The sequence below is a fragment of the Phocaeicola sartorii JCM 17136 = DSM 21941 genome (assembly GCF_054653615.1).
In genome coordinates this window covers 899,130-917,762 of the sequence record NZ_BAAIFW010000006.1, presented here as the reverse complement: position 1 = coordinate 917,762, position 18,633 = coordinate 899,130, and the positions used below count along the sequence as shown (strand labels likewise).

Below are 18,633 nucleotides of genomic sequence, written 5' to 3'. Positions count from 1 at the left end.
AATGCCCGTAAAACCTAAAAAAGAGAACCAATGCAGACTCCTGAGCGAATCACAGTCGGAACAGCTCGCAAAGCTGCTCATAAGTCAGACAGAGAGGCGCTATCATTACGGAGTGAACCGGCAAAGAAGAATTACAGCGCCCAGCGGTGCTGTAATTCTTTTCTGAAAACGACATTCCAGAGCACCGTACCTTCTTTCATAATCAAGGATTATGGAGAGGATACATTCAACATAATCACGCAGGAGAACTATGATTTCCTGCGTGATTCATATTTCCGGTATGCGGAATTGTTGAACGTGAAGACCGATCACACACCCGGCAGGACTCTGAATGAAAGTATCAACCAACTGTATTATGACATGCAGACCATTCTCTCCGACAATATTGGACTGAATATCGAGATGTATGACAGCAGGCTTCATTTTACACTCTGGAAATGCCACAGGTGGGGAACCTGCAAGCTGTATTATTTCCCGGTGAAATTTCTGACCCGAATCAACAACGGGCTTAGGCGCATAGCCATATCGTTCCTTAACAAGTTTATGCACGCCAACGGAATCGGTTCAATATTGGACTGCGATGAACATGACTGTATAATGGAATGTGTCCTTATGGATTATGACACTGACGAGGCAGACAAAGAAATTATCAGGGACAGGAAGCGCATAGAGTCATATCAGTCAGGAGCAATACACAAACTGCTCAGACGTGTTGAAAGTAAGTCATATCATAACGACATACACACGGCGTTGCACGGTTATAAACCCGTTAACGCATGGGAATCAAAATTTATAGATGCCATGCTGGATGGAATGGAATTCCTTGAACCGAAGAAACCGATAATGCATTATGCCTATGACCCATATTACGATGATGACCCGGACATACGTCCGGTGGACCTGCACCGTCAGATCTGCATTGTCTATGAGGAAGATGACATAGTCACCAGGACACTGATTGACTTCATAAACTCGGATTATCAGGAATCGTATGAGATAATACCGGTGACAACTATGAAACTGACTCCAAAAACGGAATCACTCTTCAAAATATCGGATGAGTATCCCGAACGGTTCTTCCAATGGTCCGATAAGTTCATTAACATAATAAGTAATCATGAATCATGACGAATTCCAACCAACTGACTCGGGAGATAAGCTCCGTAATATATCCCAAAGCCGTTCTCATCGCCTATGTCAGCGAGGACGAGAAGAAACATTTCCTTGAGATGCGTGCAATAGATCAAAATGGCAATATGGGTGAAGGACGTCCGGTGACCTTGGAGTTCATGAACGATCTTGTGAGGAATTATTCGGAAGTCCATGACGGCACTCCATGCGGTATATTGCCGTCAAATCTGCTGTATTGCGATACACGCAAGGGATCTGAACGGTACGTATGGTACAATCCGCCGCAAAGACGAATGATGTACTTTGTGGAAAGCCTCAAAATTGAGAATGCGGAATACAATGTTCCGGGAGTGATCTATGAATCAAAGGAAGGTGGCGGAATGAACGTGTATGCCTTCAAGGGAGAAGTCCCAACTCCGGAGACGAACCTGTATGCCGCCCCGTTTTTTAATGTCACGGGGGCCAATGTGTGTATGGGGAATCCGAAAATTGAAAGTCCGAGGAAACCGACATTCGGAACCTTTCTGGAATATCTTGAGAAAAGGTTCTGGCTGACGGAGTTCTCACACCTGGGCGGAGGCCGTAACCCAACGAAATCCAACCTTGTGCTGGTGACAAAGGATGCACGCGACAGGCCGTTCAACCTTGATGAGCTAATTCCTCTGAATAATCTGAAATTAAACGACATACTGAAATGAAACGCGTACATTACATTCATAATTACCTGCTCAATCCACAACATCCGGTTACGGTGAATCTCATAGGTACAGGCGGCACCGGGTCACAAGTGCTTACAAACCTCGCAAGGCTCGATGTGACGCTGAGGGCGTTGAACCATCCCGGTCTGTTTGTAACAGTATATGACCCCGACATAGTTACCGAGGCCAATATCGGGCGTCAGCTTTTCGGATGGTCGGATATAGGATTGAACAAGGCGCAGTGCCTGGTGACACGGATAAACAATTTCTTCGGGAACGACTGGGCTGCAATTCCCGGATTATATCCTGTAAGCCCCAAGGATGCACGTATGGATAATCTTGCAAACATAACCATCACCTGTACCGACAATGTGAAATCACGTATGGATTTATGGAAAGTACTGAAAGCTGTACCGGAATCAGCCTCCTCCAATCACGGCACACCGATATATTGGCTTGACTTCGGCAACTCGCAGTCAAGCGGACAGGTGGTATTGGGAACCGTGCCGAGAAAAATAAAGCAGCCCGAATCACATCTTTATGAAACGGTAAGCTCACTGAAAGTGGTGACACGCCTCGTGCGGTACTCAAAAGTGAAAGATAATGATTCTGGTCCGAGTTGCTCTCTTGCCGAAGCATTGGAAAAACAGGATCTGTTCATCAACTCAACATTGGCACAGCTCGGATGCAATCTGTTATGGAAAATGTTCCGCCACGGCATGATAGAGTACCATGGGCTGTATCTGAATCTCTCCACCATGAAAGTAAATCCTATCCTGATTTAACAGATATATTACACCTGTACATGAATCTCAAATTTCTTTCTTTTATTGGAGAGTAGATATAATGATTCTAAATTTAAGCATATAAATCTTTGCGGTCTAACGAATTTAGACTAACTTTGCACTATAAATCTTAAGTTGAAGATAATGGAACAACTTACCAAGCGTGAAGAAGAAGTGATGAACAAGTTTTGGGAGAAGGGTGAAGCTACCGTTAAGGAGATTATCGCCACTTATCCCGAACCTCGTCCAAGCAGAACCGCCATATCTACATTCGTGAAGTTTCTTGTTGATAAGGGCTTTTTAGGCCACAAGCCGGCAGGAAACAACGGATTCATCTACTATCCCCTTATAGAAAGAGAGGAGTATTGTGGTAACAATCTGAAAAATGTCGTTCAGCGATATTTCAACAATTCCATTCGTGGAGTGATAAGCACTCTTGTAAGGGACAGGAAAATGTCAGACGATGAAGTCCAGGAGTTGATAAATCAGGTGATAGAAGGCAATCACCAAGAATAAGGCTGATAACAATATGGATAACGAACTGATAGGATTATGCAGTAAGATAAAAGCAGATATTTCCAATGAAAGCACATTTCATTTGGGGATTGAAAATTTGTTGCTGTTGCGTAAACGATTGTTCAACGCCATATTACAATTAAAAGCGGAATTATGTCGTGATGATTTTAATGCTATGCCATTCATAGGAGAGGATGGCTTTCACAGCAAGACAATCGCTTATTCCATCTGGCATATATTCCGTATTGAGGATATTGTCAGCCATGCTCTGATTAACGGAGATGACCAAATATTCTTTTCCGAGAATTTTCAAGAGCGCATCGGTTCTCCGATAATAACTACCGGCAATGAACTTGTAAAACAGCGTATCGGTGACTTTTCGGAAAAATTGGATTTAGAGGCACTATATCAATACTCTACAAAGGTCAAAGCTAATACTGAGTTTATGATCAAGAATCTGGTATTCGCAGATTTGAAGCGTAGTTTTACAATCGAAGATAAATTACGTCTTGAATCCTTATGTGTAGTAAGCCAATCCGATAATGCAAAATGGTTGATAGATTATTGGTGTGGCGAGGATTTGAAAGGGCTGATTCTTATGCCGTTTTCCGAGCATTGGATGGCTCACATCTACGCTTGTATGCTAATTAGGAACAAACTGTATTCAAAATGAGAAAGTTACTGTTTATAATTATATATTTGTCTTTTATATCGCCTGCTTTCGCTGATGGAAACAAGGCGATAGAGAATGCTTTGCAGGAGTATATCAAAGGGAAAGATGCCCGGATAGGTGTCGCGGTCATTATCAATGGCAAAGACACCGCTTCTGTCAACGGCAATCGGGATTTCCCTATGATGAGCGTAGTCAAATTTCCGCTGGCTCTGACGGTAGCGCACTGGATAGATACTAACGGTATGTCGCTGAACGATTCCATAACATTCAGGAAGAATGACTTGGACGAGGACACATATAGTCCAATGCTCAAAAAGTATGGTAAGAGCCGAAATGCCATGACTGTAAGAGAACTGCTTGAATGGTCTTTGGTTGAGAGTGACAACAATGCGGCAGACATACTCCTGCATCGCGTCGGTGGAACATCGGGAGTAACATCAATAATGAGGCAAATGGGTATCTCTGATGAGATTGTAATCGGAGCCTCGGAAGAAGATATGCACCGTGATCCATACCTAAGCTATCTTAACCGTACCACACCTTTGGCAATGGCGCAACTCTTTAACAGATTTGATGCTGAGATGAGGAACACATCACTATCGTATTCCGTAATCGCAACTATGCTTGAACAATGCCGTACCGGAATTGACAGGCTTGTTGCTCCCTTATTGTCAAGTGATGCCACGATTGGACATAAAACCGGCACAGGCTTCCCGACACCTGACGGACGCATATCAGCCATAAACGACTGCGGATATGTTAACCTGCCCAATGGTGTGAGGTACTCCATTGCGGTATTTGTTGCTGACTCCGGCTATGACATGGCAAGAACATCAGCTATCATAGCAGAAATTTCCAGAATAGTCTGGATTGGTTTGACTGGATAGAAGAAAGAAGTAAGAATCTGGAAGAAAGAGAATTATCCTGGCTATTCTTTGAGTGAAAACGCAGTAATAAAATAGATTGACAATATGGACAAATATAAAATTAGAAGTTGGCATAAAGCAGATTATTCCACTTTGGCAAAATATCTTAATAACAAAAAGATATGGGATAATTGTCGGGATAGTCTGCCATATCCTTACTCGGAAAGCGATGCACAACAATTCATCCAATTTGTGTTAAATCAAAACGAGCAGAATAATTATTGCATTGAAGTAAATTGTGAGGCTGTCGGAAATATTGGTTTTACTCGTGGCGTTGACGTAGAACGCTACAATGCTGAATTAGGATATTGGCTTGCCGAGCCTTATTGGAGTAAGGGCATTATGACTAAAATGTTGGCATTTGCTATTGGTAACTATTTTTCCAATACAGATGTTATTCGTATTTATGCAAATGTCTATGCAGATAATATCTCATCAATGAGAGTATTGGAGAAAACAGGCTTTCGCAAATGTGGCATACATCGTGATGCCTGTTTCAAGAATGGGAAATTTTTAGATTGCCATTATTATGAATTGCTAAAAGTTGATTTTGGCAATCTTGAACCACAAAAATGACTTGATAAATCTCAATATATGGAACAAAAATTTTGTCAAAGTTGCGGGATGCCGCTTACTGATGCAAATATCGGTACAAATTCTGACGGGAGTAGAAGCGAGGACTATTGTGGCTACTGCTATAAAAACGGTGTGTTCTTGCAGGACTTCAACATGAATCAGATGATTGAGTTCTGTACACAGTTTACCGACCAGATTAACAAGGAAACCGGTTGGAATCTGACACCACAACAGGCAAAGGCTCAAATGCAGCAACTCTTTCCGACGTTAAAACGCTGGAAGCAGAAAGATGAGAGAAGTTTGATTGAAAAGGCAGCACATCTTCTTTCTCAGTGCAAAGAAGTTACGTTAGCTTCGGTCAATGCGGACGGTTTTCCGCGTCCTGTGCCTTTGGATAAAATCCATTCGGTAGGTTGCAATGATGTCTGGGTAGTCACTGCTGCTGATTCGGAGAAAGTCAGGGATTTCAAAGTCAATTCTAAAGCTGGACTGTCATATTCGTTTTACGGCGATAGTGTCGCGTTGCGAGGCACAGTTGAAGTCATTAAAGATGATGAAACCCGCAAACGGATGTGGCAGGAGCATTTTATAAATTACTTCCCAGCCGGCCCGACAGATCAAAACTATGTGCTTGTGCATTTCATCGGCAAGGAGGCGACCATCTGGATAAACCATGAATTTACACATATTACTATATAATTCTATAAACTATGCGAAATCCGGAACAAACAGTCGGCAATATGGCTGACAAATTAAAAACCGCCTTCATCGGTTCTGTTGACGAGCAAGGATTCCCGAATGTCAAGGCGATGCTCCAGCCTCGGAAAAGAGAAGGTATAAAAGTATTCTACTTCACAACAAACACATCCTCGATGCGTGTGCGTCAATATCTCGCAGACAACAAAGCCTGTGTATATTTCTGTGACAACCGCTTTTTCAGAGGTGCAATGCTTCGCGGAACAATGAAAGTGCTGACAGATGCACAAAGCAAGGAAATGATTTGGCGTGACGGAGATACGGAATATTATCCGGAAGGTGTCACCGATCCCGACTATTGTGTGCTTAAATTCACTGCAATTTCCGGACGCTTTTACAGCAACTATCATTCGGAGGAATTTTCGGTTGATTGAATTTGTCCGTTTTTTACTATCACGGCAGGATATTTCGCCATAATTTTGTTAGATGCAAACTTTCAGAGTTATACAACCATCTGATATTCTGAAGCCATTTATCCGATATTATTGGATATTACAGTCTTCATCGTCAGGCAGCGTATCACAGCGCACGTTGCCTATGGGTTGTGCATCCCTTGTATTCCATCGTGGCGAAAGATTGCGGATTATCAACCGTCAAGAATTACAGCCCCGCAGTTTTATTTGCGGTCAGGAAAGCGGATATTCAGAGATAATCGCGACAGGAAATATCGAGATGATTGTTGTCGTATTCCAGCCTCATACGGCAAAGATGTTTTTCGGTATGCCTGTCAATATCCTCCGTGACAGGAACGTTGCATTGTCCGATATTGGAGACATGGCACTGCTTGATCTTGCAAAAAAGATTGAAGAGTGCGAAGATCAGGATGCCTGCATTGATTTGATTGAATCCTATTTATGCAAACGGTTGATTCATGAAACGTCGTACCATTTGCCTCGGCTTGCAGAAGTAATCCGTTACATAAACAATTCAAGACAGGGTAATATCAAAACGCTTGCTGATATTTCATGTCTGAGTGAAAAGCAGTTCTGTCGAGTTTTTTCAGATAATGTAGGAACAACGCCAAAGGAGTTTATGCGTATAGTAAGGCTTCAACGCATATTATCGGCAATGCAGCACAATCCTGAAATTGGGTTTGCTCAACTTTCTTATGATTGTGGATTTACAGACCAATCTCACATGATTAAAGAGTTCAAGCTATTCTCCGGATACACTCCAAAAGAGTATATCGTCCGACACTCTCCTGTCTCAGACTATTTTACATACTGAAAAATAGCGGTTATACAGCCCTGCATTTGGTTGTCACCGATTATTTTTATAATTTTGTCACTACTTGGTGACATTATATAAGATGGAATTGAAAGAAACAGAAAAAAGGCTTCTTGAAGCCGTGAGCCATATCGTAGAGAACGACGGTTTTACCAAAATCGGAGTTAATCGCATAGCTAATCAAGCCGGATGCGATAAGGTTTTGATTTATCGCTATTTCGGTGGGTTGGATGGTTTGCTCGTGGAATGGGCAAAGCGTCATGACTATTATTCGTTTGCCTATTCGGAGTTTATTGACACCATTAAACGAGTTAAAGACGGTAACATAAAGCAGATTGTTAAGGATGTGCTTATGTGTCAGCTTAACTATCTAAAAGATAATGTACTCATGCAGGAACTTCTGGTATGTGAACTGTCAGGTCATTCGTCTTTCAAGGGAATTATCGAAGAACGTGAGCGTATCGGTCATAAATTGCAGGAGGAACTTAATAAGTTTTTGGATCGGGGCGGCGATAACAATATGTCTATCGCCATAATCATATCCGCAATCAACTACATAGTTCTTTTCACAAGGCAATATCATAAAATCAATGGCATAGATTTCAGCAAACCGGAAGCATGGGAAAGAATGGAAGCTATGATTTCCAAATATGTGGATTTTATCTTTGACAACAACTGTCTATGAAACATATCATTACAATAACACTTACGCTGTTTCTTACAGCTTTTGCAATGGCGCAGGAAAGAAACTATATTTCCACCTGCGGCAAGACAAAAACCGCTATCAAATGGACGGAGGAACACAAGGATGGAAAGATATACCTATATACGGTACAAGGTGGTGAGAAGCATGAGTATATATTAGGAACCGATTATAAAACCGAGAGTTGGAAGATAGTAAATACTTCTTCAAACACCAATCTATCAATCAGGTTAAATAATGGTATGTACTCCATATCCGGCAAGTTCAATGGGAAACAGATTTCAAAGACGGTGAAAAGTAAAGGCAAGCCGTGGTATCAGAATATCGCCTATAATGCGGGGCTGACCCTGAAAAACGGTAAATCGGCGGAATACGAGTGTTTCCGCCCCGACAACATAAAACTATATACCATGTCAGCAACCAAGAAAGGATCTGAGAAATTCGACGGGAAGAATGCAGTAAGAATCGAAGTCAGTCTTACCGGCTTTATGTCTGCTTTCTGGAGCTGTGATTATTACTTTGACACGAGTTCTCTGATGTTTGTAGGCTATAAAGGCGTAAATGGAGGCTTCGGAACACCGGAAACAAAAATATCAGTCGCAAGATGAAGACAATAATATTCTATCGTTCCTCATATAGAGGAAACACGTTGAAGATTGCGGAAAGCATGAAGGATGCCCTATCTGCCGAATTGGTATCTATCGACAGCAATCCGTCAATCGACCTGTCGGATTATGACCTTATTGGCTTTGGCTCCGCGATAAACTTTGCCGCTCACGATATACGACTTCAAAGATTTGTTTCAGGTCAATATCTTAAAGGTAAAAACGTGTTCGTATTTTCCACCCGTTGTAGACCTTTCTTGGGAGCATATCATAAGCACCTCAAAAAAATCATAGAGGCGAAAGGAGGAATTATAGTCGGAGAGTTTTCCTGTCAAGGATTTGACCGCACCGGGCCGTGGGTTCTGATGGACGGCTACAATAAAGCCAGACCGAATGAGCGGGATATGTTCAAGGCAAGACTGTTCTCGGAAAAGCTTCGGTGGAAATTGCATCCTTTGGCATTTGTTTGTAAAAATCCGATTGCAGGATATTCTGAAAGCATACCGATACGCCGCAAGGGTTCATATATAGTAGCCGGTAACAAGGTGGTGTTTCTCAATACCTCTACCTGTATAAAGTGTGGAAAATGTATCAATGTTTGTCCGATGCACATATTCTCACTAAAAGATACGGCTTTGCCGATGGACGAGAAAAATTGTATCCAGTGCCGATTATGCGCCGACAACTGTCCGACATTCTCAATATATATCCAAGAATCTTTCTTGAACGGATTGCGGATAGCCCTCAGGGAATCATTCAGTAACAAATTGCAGAATAATTATAAAGCTGAGGATAATCATCATTAGGTCTTTTAACCTAACACGGATGTCCGCTTTTTACTATCACGGGCTACGATGTCGCTGTAACTTTGCAGCGTACTAATCAAATAATAAAAAGTATGATTGCATTTTTTGAAATTCCCACCAATGACTTCGACAAGTCGGTGGCGTTCTATCAGGCACTCTTCGGCGAAAAGCTGGAAGTGTCGCAGTTCGGCGACGAGAAAATGGCCTGTCTTATGAAAGACGGCAAGAGTGTTTGCTCAATCTCCTCGGCCCCCTCGTTCCCCGGTTTCTCACCCTCTAATGGAGGCGTGCTGGTGTATCTCCAATTAAAAGACTTGGAAGCAAGCGTGAAGACAGCTCTGGACAACGGAGCAACGCTCGTAACCCCCAAGACCAAGATTCAGGTTGACGGTTGGGGTTACTTCGCCATCATCGCCGATCCTGTCGGCAACCGCTTAGGGCTTTATGGCGACAAGTAAAGAGCCGAAAACGTAGGTTACAGTGGAGAGAACTACTCGGTTTTCTCCACTATCCGTATCTATAATCAATTTTTTCTGCCATATCATTTTGTTGTCTAAACAATTTAGACTACTTTTGTATCATCAAATCGTCTAAGTTGATTAGACTAAATACAAATAAAAGATATGAAGCCATTAACAGAAAGAGAAGAAGAAGTGATGAACTTCTTTTGGGAAAGCGGGGCACTCTCGGTTCGAGATGTCGTTGCCCTTCACGATGAGCCGAAGCCAAGTCGGACGACGGTAGCCACATTCGTGAAATTTCTCGAACAGAAAGGCTATCTTGACCACAAGGCCGAAAGCACTGGCTTCATATATTTCCCAATAATAGAGCGAGAGGATTATTGTGGACAAAATCTGAAGAGTGTCATTAGGCGGTATTTCGACAATTCCATTCAAAATGTTGTGAACTTCCTGATTAAAAGCGAGGAATATAGCGATGAAGAAGCTAAGGAAATAATATTGCAAATATCTAACAGAGGAAAGGAATAACAATGGCAGGCATATTTTTAGCATATTCATTATTGGCAAGTACCCTCCTGATTGTAGTCTGGGTGGTGTACAAATGCGTTCTTGCCAATATCGGATGTTTCCGGTTCAACAGGATATTGTTGTTGTCCAGTATAACGCTTGCTTTTGTTTCCCCCATCTTCATACTTAATCCCTTTTGGTTAGCGGATATTATGGAGAATAATATTGAAACCGCTTTTAATCCGGTAGAGGTTGCCTATATAGCCAATACGGTATCAGAGCAAATCACTCCGATATGGGATTATATAGTCACACTTTACCTTATAGGAGTTATTGTCATGACTATTTATTTCCTTGTTTCACTGGTACGGCTGACACTGTTCATTCTCAAAGGTGAGCATATAAAACAGGATGACTGCCGCATTATACTTCATCGCCATAACAGCGTCGCCCCGTTTGCATGGTGCGGATATATCATGATGCCAAGACGTGACTGGTACGAGTTCGGGCAGATGATAGTATGCCATGAAAAAGCGCATATAGAATGTCGCCATTGGATTGACTTGCTTTTTATGCAGGCAGCGATTATTATCACTTGGTATTGTCCCGCTATATGGCTTCTGCGCAATGAGCTTCATACCCTTCATGAGTATGAAGCCGACAGCCGTGTGCTTGCATCGGGCATAAAACGAGAGGAGTATCAGATATTTCTAATAAAAAAGACAGTTGGAGCAAGGTTCGCTACTCTTTCCAACTGTCTAAATCACAGTTCACTTAAAAAACGTATAACTATGATGTTATCAAGCAAACCGACAGGCAAAGCCCGTGTGCGTGCCTTTGTCATGGTGCCTGCAATGGCACTCGCGTTAATCGGTCTGGCAACCCCTGCGGTGTCAGCAGTAATCAACGAGGTATCAGCCGCTACACCGGTGGAGGATCTGCGCTACAAAATTACGCAAAAATCCGATTCTACCATTCGTGTGACAGAAAGAAATTCAGATGTGGTGGTCACGGAGAAAGCCGACGCGGCCGATGCCGTGCCATTCATCAGGACTGAAACCGCCCCCAACTTCCCCGGTGGCAAGGACAAACTGAGAGCCTTTATCAATAAAACCATCTCCTTCCCTGAAACTGCATACAAAGACGGTGTTCTTAACATGGATGCCGTAGTGCAGCTTACCATCGCCAAAGACGGAGTTGTAAAGGATGCCCGAATCGTTAAAAGCTCAGGCAAGACACTTGATGCCGAAGCTCTGCGTGTGGCGCATATGCTCCCCAAATTCCACCCCGGACTAAATAGCGGGCTGCCGTCGGAATCAAGCTACACGCTGGAGTTCAACTACTATATATGCAACGAATATTGGTCATCAAACGGCGAATAAAAACAGGAAGAAATACCAATAGTACAAATATCTTATCTGATACTTGGAGTGTGCCGTACTTTCAGTATGGCATCTCCTGTATCTGAAATATTCAATCTGGGACTGAACGGAATTTGGATTAGTGCGGATACAATTGCTTGATTTGTGACTGTATGGGTCTTTCTCACATATAGACAGCGGCCTAAAAAATGTAATGGGCGCAATTTAACAAATTGAATAAAACTGTATTATGAATAAAAATATGATTGCCCCATGCGGGCTGAACTGTACTGTGTGCAGCGAAGCACTGCGAAAAGAAAGCTCTTGCGTCGGTTGCCGGAATGAGGGTTACAAAGGTGAGTATTGCGCCAATATATGTAAGATTGTAAAGTGCGAAATACGGAAAACACTGCCGGACGGATTCTGTGACGAATGTCCTCAATATCCGTGCAGGGAGATTGTTGATAAGGAGTGCTGGTATGCCAACGACTATCCGATGATAGAATCGCTTATGGGCAATCTTGCCTTTATCAGAGAAAATGGTATTGAAAAATTCCTGCAAAGGGAGAAAAAGCGTTGGACTTGTTCTGATTGCGGAAGGATCATATCAGTTCATGACGGTATATGTTATGGCTGTGGTAAAAACCATACAGATAGAAAACATTGAATATGAAAAGTATAACAGTAAGTAAAGACAATATAGCCGCCTGTGGGCTGTATTGTGGAGCGTGTCGCAAATTCTTGTCTGGCAAATGCCCCGGATGCAAGAACAACGAGAAAGCATCGTGGTGTAAAATCCGCCAATGTTGCATAAGCAAAGGCTATCATACCTGTGCCGAGTGCGAGCGTGACGTAAGGGAGTGTAAAATCTATTCCAACTTTATAAGCAAAGTGTTCGCTTTGCTCTTCAACTCTGATCGTCCGGCTTGTATCAGCTATATACGGGAACACGGAGAAATAGCGTATGCAGAGGAAATGAACAAGCGAAAATGTCAGACAATAAAACGCAAATGATATGAAAACAAACATTCTTACAGCAATAATGCTTGCATTAGCCATATTGGTTGGCTCATGCAATTCTCCGTCAGATAATGCCCTGTACAGAGAATGGAGACTTGAGAAATACAACTGTATTGCCACTTCGTCATACGGACTGACACAGGTAAATGGAAATTGTGATTTTGTATTGCAATTTGACAACACCGGAGTATTCCATTGTACCACCGACTGCAATACTATCTCCGGCAGTTTTGAAAAAAGTAAAACCGCCTTGAAATTCTCCGATATATCCTTTACCGAACTGGCTTGCGATAACATGATAGTGGAAAGGAGTATCGTGTCTAATCTACCCTGTATCAAATCATACGAAATTACAGACGATTCTATCTTGGTGTTGAAAGATGATAAAGGTCATATTCTGATGGAACTAATCAGCTACGATTTACCGGATGAAAGTTTGTGTGGAAAATGGCGACTTGAAAAATACAACAGCATTGTTACAACTTCAAACGAACTAACTGACGTAAACGAGGAATCGGACTGCGTTTTACAGTTGAATAACACCGGATTTGTCTGCACCACTGACTGTAACATAATATCAGGCAATTTTGTCGAGGATAATAATATTTTGGGCTTCTCCAACATATCCATGACTGAAAAGTCAATAGAGGGTATAGTATCATGTGACGATATGGAATTGGAAAGAAGTATAGAGGCAAATCTACACTGTGTCAAGTCATACGAGCTAAAAAACAACACCGTTCTGTATCTGAAAGATACGTATGGTCATATATTAATGGAGCTAACAAAGCAATAGTTTTATAATGATGAAAAGAATAATAATTGCAGCTATTTTAGCCACTTGTTCCATGTTAAACATCATGGCTTCCGATGATAATATTTCGGGAGCGTGGCATGGTACGTTGAAGATAACTCCACAAGTGGAGTTAAAGATCGTGTTCAATTTCAAGACAGGAGAAGATGGCAAACCGTCAGTTATGCTTGATTCTCCGGATCAAGGTGCATACGGAATAGCCGGAGAAGTGAATTTCATTTCGGCTGATTCTGTAAATGTAACAGTTAGACGCATAGGATTGACGTTTACCGGACGCAAACAGGATGGGAAACTCACTGGGAAATGCGCACAAGGAACAATGAATGCCGACCTTGAATTATTTCCGGGCATTGTGGAATTAAAACGACCTCAAACGCCTAAGCCACCATATCCATACACTATAAAGGAGGTTCGTTTCAATAACTTATCAGATGGAGTTACTCTCGCTGGGGCACTTACTTTACCTGAAGGTCTTAATGAGACAACTCCGGCTATCGTAATGATTACCGGTAGCGGACTGCAAAACCGCGATGAAGAAATATGCGGACATAAGCCGTTTGCTGTCATCGCAGATTACCTTGCCCGAAACGGCGTTGCAACCTTACGATATGATGACCGAGGATATGGAGAATCAACCGGCGACGGCAAAAATGCCACCACTGAAGATTTTGCACGGGATGCGAAAACGGCAATGGAATACCTGCGCAAAGAAATGAAATTCAAAAATGTCGGAATATTGGGGCATAGCGAGGGAGCGGCAGTGGCATTTATACTGGGAGCAGAGAACAATTCGGGATTATTCTCAAATCCGAATTTCATTATTGCCATTGGCGCACAGGCGGTTCGAGGTGACTCGGTATTGATAGACCAAAGTGCGACAATGCTGGAACAGGGCAACATGCCGGCGAATATTGTATCGGATTATGTTGAGGCATTGCACAAGATGTATGAACTGAAAATAAGGGAGGGTAACAATATGGCAGTTGAAAATATTGAGGCTATATGTGCAAATTGGAAGAATACTCCCGTTCACACACCTTTGAAAGCCAATCTGAAAAAGATTGCAGCCGACAATAACCTGTGGTTAAATTTCTATATCGGTTTTTCACCGGCGGAAAGCATTGCAGATACGGATTGCCCTGTATTCGCACTATACGGAGAAAAAGATATACAAGTTCGCCCAGAACTGAATATGCCTCAAATGCAACGACTCGCCCCGAAAGCGACCGTGAAACTTTATCCCGGACTTAATCACCTTTTCCAGCACGCTCAAACGGGCGCAGTACAGGAATACGGCACAATTGAGGAAACGATCTCCCCCGAAGTCCTTCAGGACATAATTGATTTTATCAAGAAGTATAAATAGTACAATATTGTATGAGTCTGGCACGTAAAATAGTCACATCAGGGTATATCTTGATATTTATCTTAATAGGAATGATTATTTATTCCTATTATTATGAATGGGTTAGACTCGAAGAATTGGAAGAGCAAAATCGGGAAACAAACAAATTGCAAGAAGATATCAATGATTTCAATATGATCCTTTCTGAATTTTCTCTTGCTGGTGAAGGGTTCTTGAATTGGGATGATGTGGATAAGGAACAATATCAAAAACAGCATATCAAGATTGACAGTATATTATTTCATTTCAATGAGATGTATCCTAATGAACATATTGACAGCGTACGGCAATTAATTGATGATAAAGCCAAAGGATTGCTAAATCTTGCAGATGTCATTTTTAAACAAAAAAGAACCAATGATAAAATAACAAAAGAAATTCCAATTATTGCACGAACGAGTAGTCAGGAACAGATAAGGAAACCGAAACGCAAAGGTTTTCTTGGCTTTTTTGGGGAAAAAGAAGAATTATCTCCAACAGCTACATCTACAATGCTTCAAACACTCAACCGTAATACCATATCTCAATATGCAAATCACAATCGTCATCTTTCAGAACTTACCGACAGCATTGTGGAGCGTAATAAGATGTTGAACACCCAACTTAATAAAATAATACGGCAACTTGAAGATAAGTCCCGTAATAATCTTCGATGCAGAGAGAATGAGATCTCCATTATGCGTGAACGCTCATACAGACAAATGGGCGGTCTTACTGTATTACTGATTGTCCTTCTTCTCCTATCCTATATTGTAATACTTTGGGATTTTCGGCAGAAAGAACGTTCGCGGCACAAACTTGAAGAAAGTATACGTCAAAATAATCTTTTGCTTGAGATGCGTAAGAAAATCATTCTCACTATATCTCATGATATACGAGGCCCATTGAATATTATTGGAGGAAGCGCAGAATTGGCATTGGATACAAGAGAAAAGAAGAAACGCGACAATTATCTTAAAAACGTCCAAATCCTCTGTAGTCATGTATTACATTTACTCAATAATCTACTTGACATGTATCGTCTTAACGAAGCAAAAGAGACTTCTAATAATATTCCTTTTAGACTTGGAGATTTGATGAAACGCATATCTACTGGTGCCAGTCATATTATTAACAACAAGGGACTTGTTTTTGAAGCTGAATTTAAGAATATGGATGTGACTGTTTTGGGGGATGAAGACAGGATAGAACAGATTGCAGATAATTTATTGTCCAATGCAGTTAAATTTACTCATACCGGTAAAGTTGCATTTATTGTTACATATAGTAACGGTAATTTGGATATGATCGTTAGAGATACCGGAATAGGGATGAGTGAGAATACCATCAAACGTATTTTTCGCCCATTCGAGCGTGCAGATAACTTAGAAAATATTGATGGATTTGGATTAGGGCTGACCATTACAAAAGGACTTGTTGCGTTACTTAGTGGAACGATAAATGTTTCCAGTAAAGAAGGAGTAGGTACAGAATTTCAGGTAACTCTGCCACTCAAATTAACTGATAGTTGTGTCAATAATTCACAGATGCAAAAATCGAATCCTGTGCACATGCCTCACAGTGTTCTGGTCGTTGATGATGACCCATTACAACTTGAGATTATAAAAGAAATGCTTGAACGCAATATGGTAAGTTGCACTATATGTAAAACGGCATCAGATGTTGTAAAGGAAATGCGTTCTCATGATTATGACATGATATTGTCAGATATTCAAATGCCGGGAACAGATGGCTTTGCCCTATTTGAATTACTACGAAAATCAAACATTGGCAATTCACGGAACATCCCAATTATAGCGATGACGGCTCGAGGTGATTGTGAGATTGATGCGCTCCTTGAATATGGTTTTGCAAGCAGCATTTTCAAACCATTTTCCATGCAGGAACTGTTGGAACATATTGCAAATATTATGCCTCATAAAGCAAATGGTGAACATATTGATTTTTCTATATTACTTTTAGAAGCAACAGATAAAATCAGTATTCTGCAAAGTTTAATGACCAGTTGTGATAACGATATTTCTGAGCTAAGGAAAGCCGCAGAAAATCATGATAAAATTAAGTTACGTGAAGTGATCCATAGAATTTACCCTGTTTGGGAAATGTTATCTATGGCGGATCGGTTGGAAATTTTGAGGGAAGAGCTAAAAAAATCGAATGCTTCTTGGAATATAATATCAAATTCCGTTAGAGAAATAACTCGTATTATCTTTGATATACGAGCCAACGCACACCGAGAGATTATTCTTTTAAAGGATGAAGAGCAGGATACTGATAGTTGAAGACAACGTAACCTTATCGCAGATGCAGAAGGACTGGCTCACACGCGAGGGATATGAAGTCATGACTGCAATAGATGCAGCCGTGGCACGCAGACTTATACGCAAAGCTGATTTTGACCTGATACTATCGGACGTACGCCTGCCAGAAGGGGACGGCCTGTCCCTGCTTGCATGGCTGAAGAAAGAGAAGCCGGGCATTCCGGTTGTCATTATGACGGAATACGCTTCGTATCCGGATGCCGTCAAGGCCATAAAGATGGGCGCGAAGGACTATCTGCCAAAACCTGTACACCGGGAGTGCTTGTTCGAGATTGTGAAGGAACTGGTACATCCGGCCGTGACCATACAGCATTCGCTTGAACGGCTTTTCAAGCGTGACAGCGCGAAGGCGCGTGAGGCGTTGCATCTGGCGGAGCTTGTGGCCCCCGCTGACATATCGGTACTGATTCTCGGTGCCAACGGAACCGGCAAGGAGTCCATAGCCCGTACCATTCATTTCAACAGCCCACGAAAAGACGAGCCGTTTGTCGCGGTGAACTGTGGCGCCATACCGCCCGAACTCATAGCCTCCATGTTCTTCGGCCATGTCAAAGGCGCTTTCACAGGAGCAGATACGGACAAGAAAGGATATTTTGACACGGCGAAAGGCGGCACGCTTTTTCTTGACGAGATCGGCACGCTCCCTTATCACACTCAATCATCTTTGCTTAGGGTATTGCAGGAGAATGTATATATGCCTGTCGGTGCGAACTCAGAACGCCGTGCCGATGTGCGCATAGTCGCGGCGACCAACGAGGATATGGAGAATTCCATCACCGAGGGTCGTTTTCGCGAGGATCTTTATCACCGCCTTTGCGAGTTCGAGATACACCAGCCATCTCTGGCGGAATGTCCCGAAGACATCCTCCCGCTTGCGGAATTCTTCCGCAAGAAGTTCTCTGATGAACTTCACAAGGAGACCTCCGGATTCAGCACGGATGCCGAACGGCTTATGCTGGCACACTCGTGGAGCGGCAACATCCGCGAGCTTCAGAACCGGGTGCGTCGGGCAGTTCTTATTTCCAAAGTACCCGTTATTGCGGCCTCGGATTTGAATATCCGTAAATCTACAAGTGATAATGTCACAAAAATCGTTCCCGATTTGCGCCCGATCAAGGATGACGAGGCAGAAAAGCAACTGATTATCCGCACCTTGGAATCATGCAACGGCAACAAGACCAAAGCGGCGAGAATGCTCAACATCAATCCTACGACATTATATCGCAAGATGAACAAATACGGTATAGAGTAACATTTATGCCCTGACATACAGCCCTTCTCGCTACTTTTTTGTAACTTTGGGGCGTGAAATAGAAAAAACAGGTAGGCGTGTTCCGATATG

Annotated in this window: 23 protein-coding genes; 22 read left to right on the top strand and 1 reads right to left on the bottom strand. The window is 42.2% G+C overall.

All coding sequences use genetic code 11. The features are described 5' to 3' along the window. Positions 1 to 30: 30 nt before the first annotated feature. The 15 genes from ACYQ0C_RS20805 to ACYQ0C_RS20735 all read left to right on the top strand — a co-directional run bounded on the left by ACYQ0C_RS20805 (position 31) and on the right by ACYQ0C_RS20735 (position 10,391). Complete coding sequence (locus ACYQ0C_RS20805; RefSeq protein ID WP_016274751.1) at positions 31 to 1,128, top strand: hypothetical protein; 1,098 nt, start codon at positions 31 to 33, stop codon at positions 1,126 to 1,128. Next, positions 1,125 to 1,829: a prokaryotic E2 ligase family D protein gene (locus ACYQ0C_RS20800; RefSeq protein WP_016274750.1), complete on the top strand. Its 705-nt coding sequence runs from the start codon at positions 1,125 to 1,127 to the stop codon at positions 1,827 to 1,829. The genes ACYQ0C_RS20805 and ACYQ0C_RS20800 overlap by 4 nt, the downstream gene beginning before the upstream one ends. After that, positions 1,826 to 2,614 carry a PRTRC system ThiF family protein gene (locus ACYQ0C_RS20795; RefSeq protein ID WP_016274749.1) on the top strand — a complete coding sequence of 263 codons (789 nt, stop codon included), beginning with the start codon at positions 1,826 to 1,828 and terminating at the stop codon, positions 2,612 to 2,614. Before ACYQ0C_RS20800 ends, ACYQ0C_RS20795 begins: the two co-directional genes overlap by 4 nt. Before the next feature lie 144 nt (positions 2,615 to 2,758). Further along, positions 2,759 to 3,130 (top strand): BlaI/MecI/CopY family transcriptional regulator, encoded by a 372-nt coding sequence (locus tag ACYQ0C_RS20790; protein ID WP_016274748.1) that lies wholly within the window; start codon positions 2,759 to 2,761, stop codon positions 3,128 to 3,130. Positions 3,131 to 3,143: 13 nt separating this feature from the next. After that, positions 3,144 to 3,803, top strand: coding sequence for a hypothetical protein (locus tag ACYQ0C_RS20785; RefSeq protein ID WP_016274747.1), 660 nt, complete (start codon positions 3,144 to 3,146; stop codon positions 3,801 to 3,803). Continuing rightward, entirely contained in the window at positions 3,800 to 4,690 is an 891-nt protein-coding gene (gene bla / locus ACYQ0C_RS20780; RefSeq protein ID WP_016274746.1) for a class A beta-lactamase, read from the top strand. Before ACYQ0C_RS20785 ends, bla begins: the two co-directional genes overlap by 4 nt. Before the next feature lie 84 nt (positions 4,691 to 4,774). Next, a complete protein-coding gene (locus tag ACYQ0C_RS20775; protein ID WP_016274745.1) occupies positions 4,775 to 5,305 on the top strand; it encodes a GNAT family N-acetyltransferase in 531 nt (176 codons plus the stop codon). An 18-nt stretch (positions 5,306 to 5,323) separates the two neighbouring features. After that, on the top strand, positions 5,324 to 6,004 hold the full coding sequence (locus tag ACYQ0C_RS20770) for a zinc ribbon domain-containing protein (protein ID WP_016274744.1): 681 nt from the start codon (positions 5,324 to 5,326) through the stop codon (positions 6,002 to 6,004). 11 nt (positions 6,005 to 6,015) lie between these two features. Next, positions 6,016 to 6,435 carry a pyridoxamine 5'-phosphate oxidase family protein gene (locus ACYQ0C_RS20765; protein ID WP_016274743.1) on the top strand — a complete coding sequence of 140 codons (420 nt, stop codon included), beginning with the start codon at positions 6,016 to 6,018 and terminating at the stop codon, positions 6,433 to 6,435. 52 nt (positions 6,436 to 6,487) lie between these two features. Further along, complete coding sequence (locus ACYQ0C_RS20760; protein WP_016274742.1) at positions 6,488 to 7,288, top strand: AraC family transcriptional regulator; 801 nt, start codon at positions 6,488 to 6,490, stop codon at positions 7,286 to 7,288. A gap of 82 nt (positions 7,289 to 7,370) precedes the next feature. Continuing rightward, the gene (locus ACYQ0C_RS20755; protein WP_025076937.1) at positions 7,371 to 7,973 is read left to right on the top strand and encodes a TetR/AcrR family transcriptional regulator; all 603 of its coding nucleotides are present in this window, start codon (positions 7,371 to 7,373) and stop codon (positions 7,971 to 7,973) included. Continuing rightward, positions 7,970 to 8,599 (top strand): hypothetical protein, encoded by a 630-nt coding sequence (locus ACYQ0C_RS20750; protein WP_016274740.1) that lies wholly within the window; start codon positions 7,970 to 7,972, stop codon positions 8,597 to 8,599. The genes ACYQ0C_RS20755 and ACYQ0C_RS20750 overlap by 4 nt, the downstream gene beginning before the upstream one ends. Further along, positions 8,596 to 9,402, top strand: a complete 807-nt coding sequence (locus ACYQ0C_RS20745; RefSeq protein WP_016274739.1) for an EFR1 family ferrodoxin — start codon at positions 8,596 to 8,598, stop codon at positions 9,400 to 9,402. Before ACYQ0C_RS20750 ends, ACYQ0C_RS20745 begins: the two co-directional genes overlap by 4 nt. Before the next feature lie 92 nt (positions 9,403 to 9,494). Then, positions 9,495 to 9,860: a VOC family protein gene (locus ACYQ0C_RS20740; RefSeq protein ID WP_016274738.1), complete on the top strand. Its 366-nt coding sequence runs from the start codon at positions 9,495 to 9,497 to the stop codon at positions 9,858 to 9,860. A gap of 165 nt (positions 9,861 to 10,025) precedes the next feature. Then, the gene (locus tag ACYQ0C_RS20735; RefSeq protein ID WP_016274737.1) at positions 10,026 to 10,391 is read left to right on the top strand and encodes a BlaI/MecI/CopY family transcriptional regulator; all 366 of its coding nucleotides are present in this window, start codon (positions 10,026 to 10,028) and stop codon (positions 10,389 to 10,391) included. Here ACYQ0C_RS20735 and ACYQ0C_RS20730 read toward each other — a convergent pair. Next, a complete protein-coding gene (locus ACYQ0C_RS20730) occupies positions 10,372 to 10,554 on the bottom strand; it encodes a hypothetical protein (protein ID WP_229107001.1) in 183 nt (60 codons plus the stop codon). The two genes, ACYQ0C_RS20735 and ACYQ0C_RS20730, sit on opposite strands and share 20 nt — an antisense overlap. Before the next feature lie 28 nt (positions 10,555 to 10,582). Between ACYQ0C_RS20730 and ACYQ0C_RS20725 the strand changes: the two genes are divergently transcribed. The 7 genes from ACYQ0C_RS20725 (at position 10,583) to ACYQ0C_RS20695 (ending at position 18,543) form a co-directional block, all read left to right on the top strand. Continuing rightward, positions 10,583 to 11,752 (top strand): M56 family metallopeptidase, encoded by a 1,170-nt coding sequence (locus ACYQ0C_RS20725; protein WP_257205061.1) that lies wholly within the window; start codon positions 10,583 to 10,585, stop codon positions 11,750 to 11,752. Positions 11,753 to 11,981: 229 nt separating this feature from the next. Further along, entirely contained in the window at positions 11,982 to 12,398 is a 417-nt protein-coding gene (locus ACYQ0C_RS20720) for a DUF3795 domain-containing protein (RefSeq protein WP_016274735.1), read from the top strand. A gap of 2 nt (positions 12,399 to 12,400) precedes the next feature. Beyond that, a complete protein-coding gene (locus ACYQ0C_RS20715; protein WP_016274734.1) occupies positions 12,401 to 12,745 on the top strand; it encodes a DUF3795 domain-containing protein in 345 nt (114 codons plus the stop codon). Position 12,746: 1 nt separating this feature from the next. Next, positions 12,747 to 13,547: an META domain-containing protein gene (locus tag ACYQ0C_RS20710; protein ID WP_016274733.1), complete on the top strand. Its 801-nt coding sequence runs from the start codon at positions 12,747 to 12,749 to the stop codon at positions 13,545 to 13,547. 7 nt (positions 13,548 to 13,554) lie between these two features. Beyond that, positions 13,555 to 14,931 carry an alpha/beta hydrolase gene (locus ACYQ0C_RS20705; protein WP_016274732.1) on the top strand — a complete coding sequence of 459 codons (1,377 nt, stop codon included), beginning with the start codon at positions 13,555 to 13,557 and terminating at the stop codon, positions 14,929 to 14,931. A gap of 11 nt (positions 14,932 to 14,942) precedes the next feature. Further along, complete coding sequence (locus ACYQ0C_RS20700) at positions 14,943 to 17,252, top strand: hybrid sensor histidine kinase/response regulator (protein WP_016274731.1); 2,310 nt, start codon at positions 14,943 to 14,945, stop codon at positions 17,250 to 17,252. Further along, complete coding sequence (locus tag ACYQ0C_RS20695) at positions 17,227 to 18,543, top strand: sigma-54-dependent transcriptional regulator (protein WP_032941299.1); 1,317 nt, start codon at positions 17,227 to 17,229, stop codon at positions 18,541 to 18,543. Before ACYQ0C_RS20700 ends, ACYQ0C_RS20695 begins: the two co-directional genes overlap by 26 nt. The last annotated feature ends 90 nt before the right edge of the window (positions 18,544 to 18,633 follow it).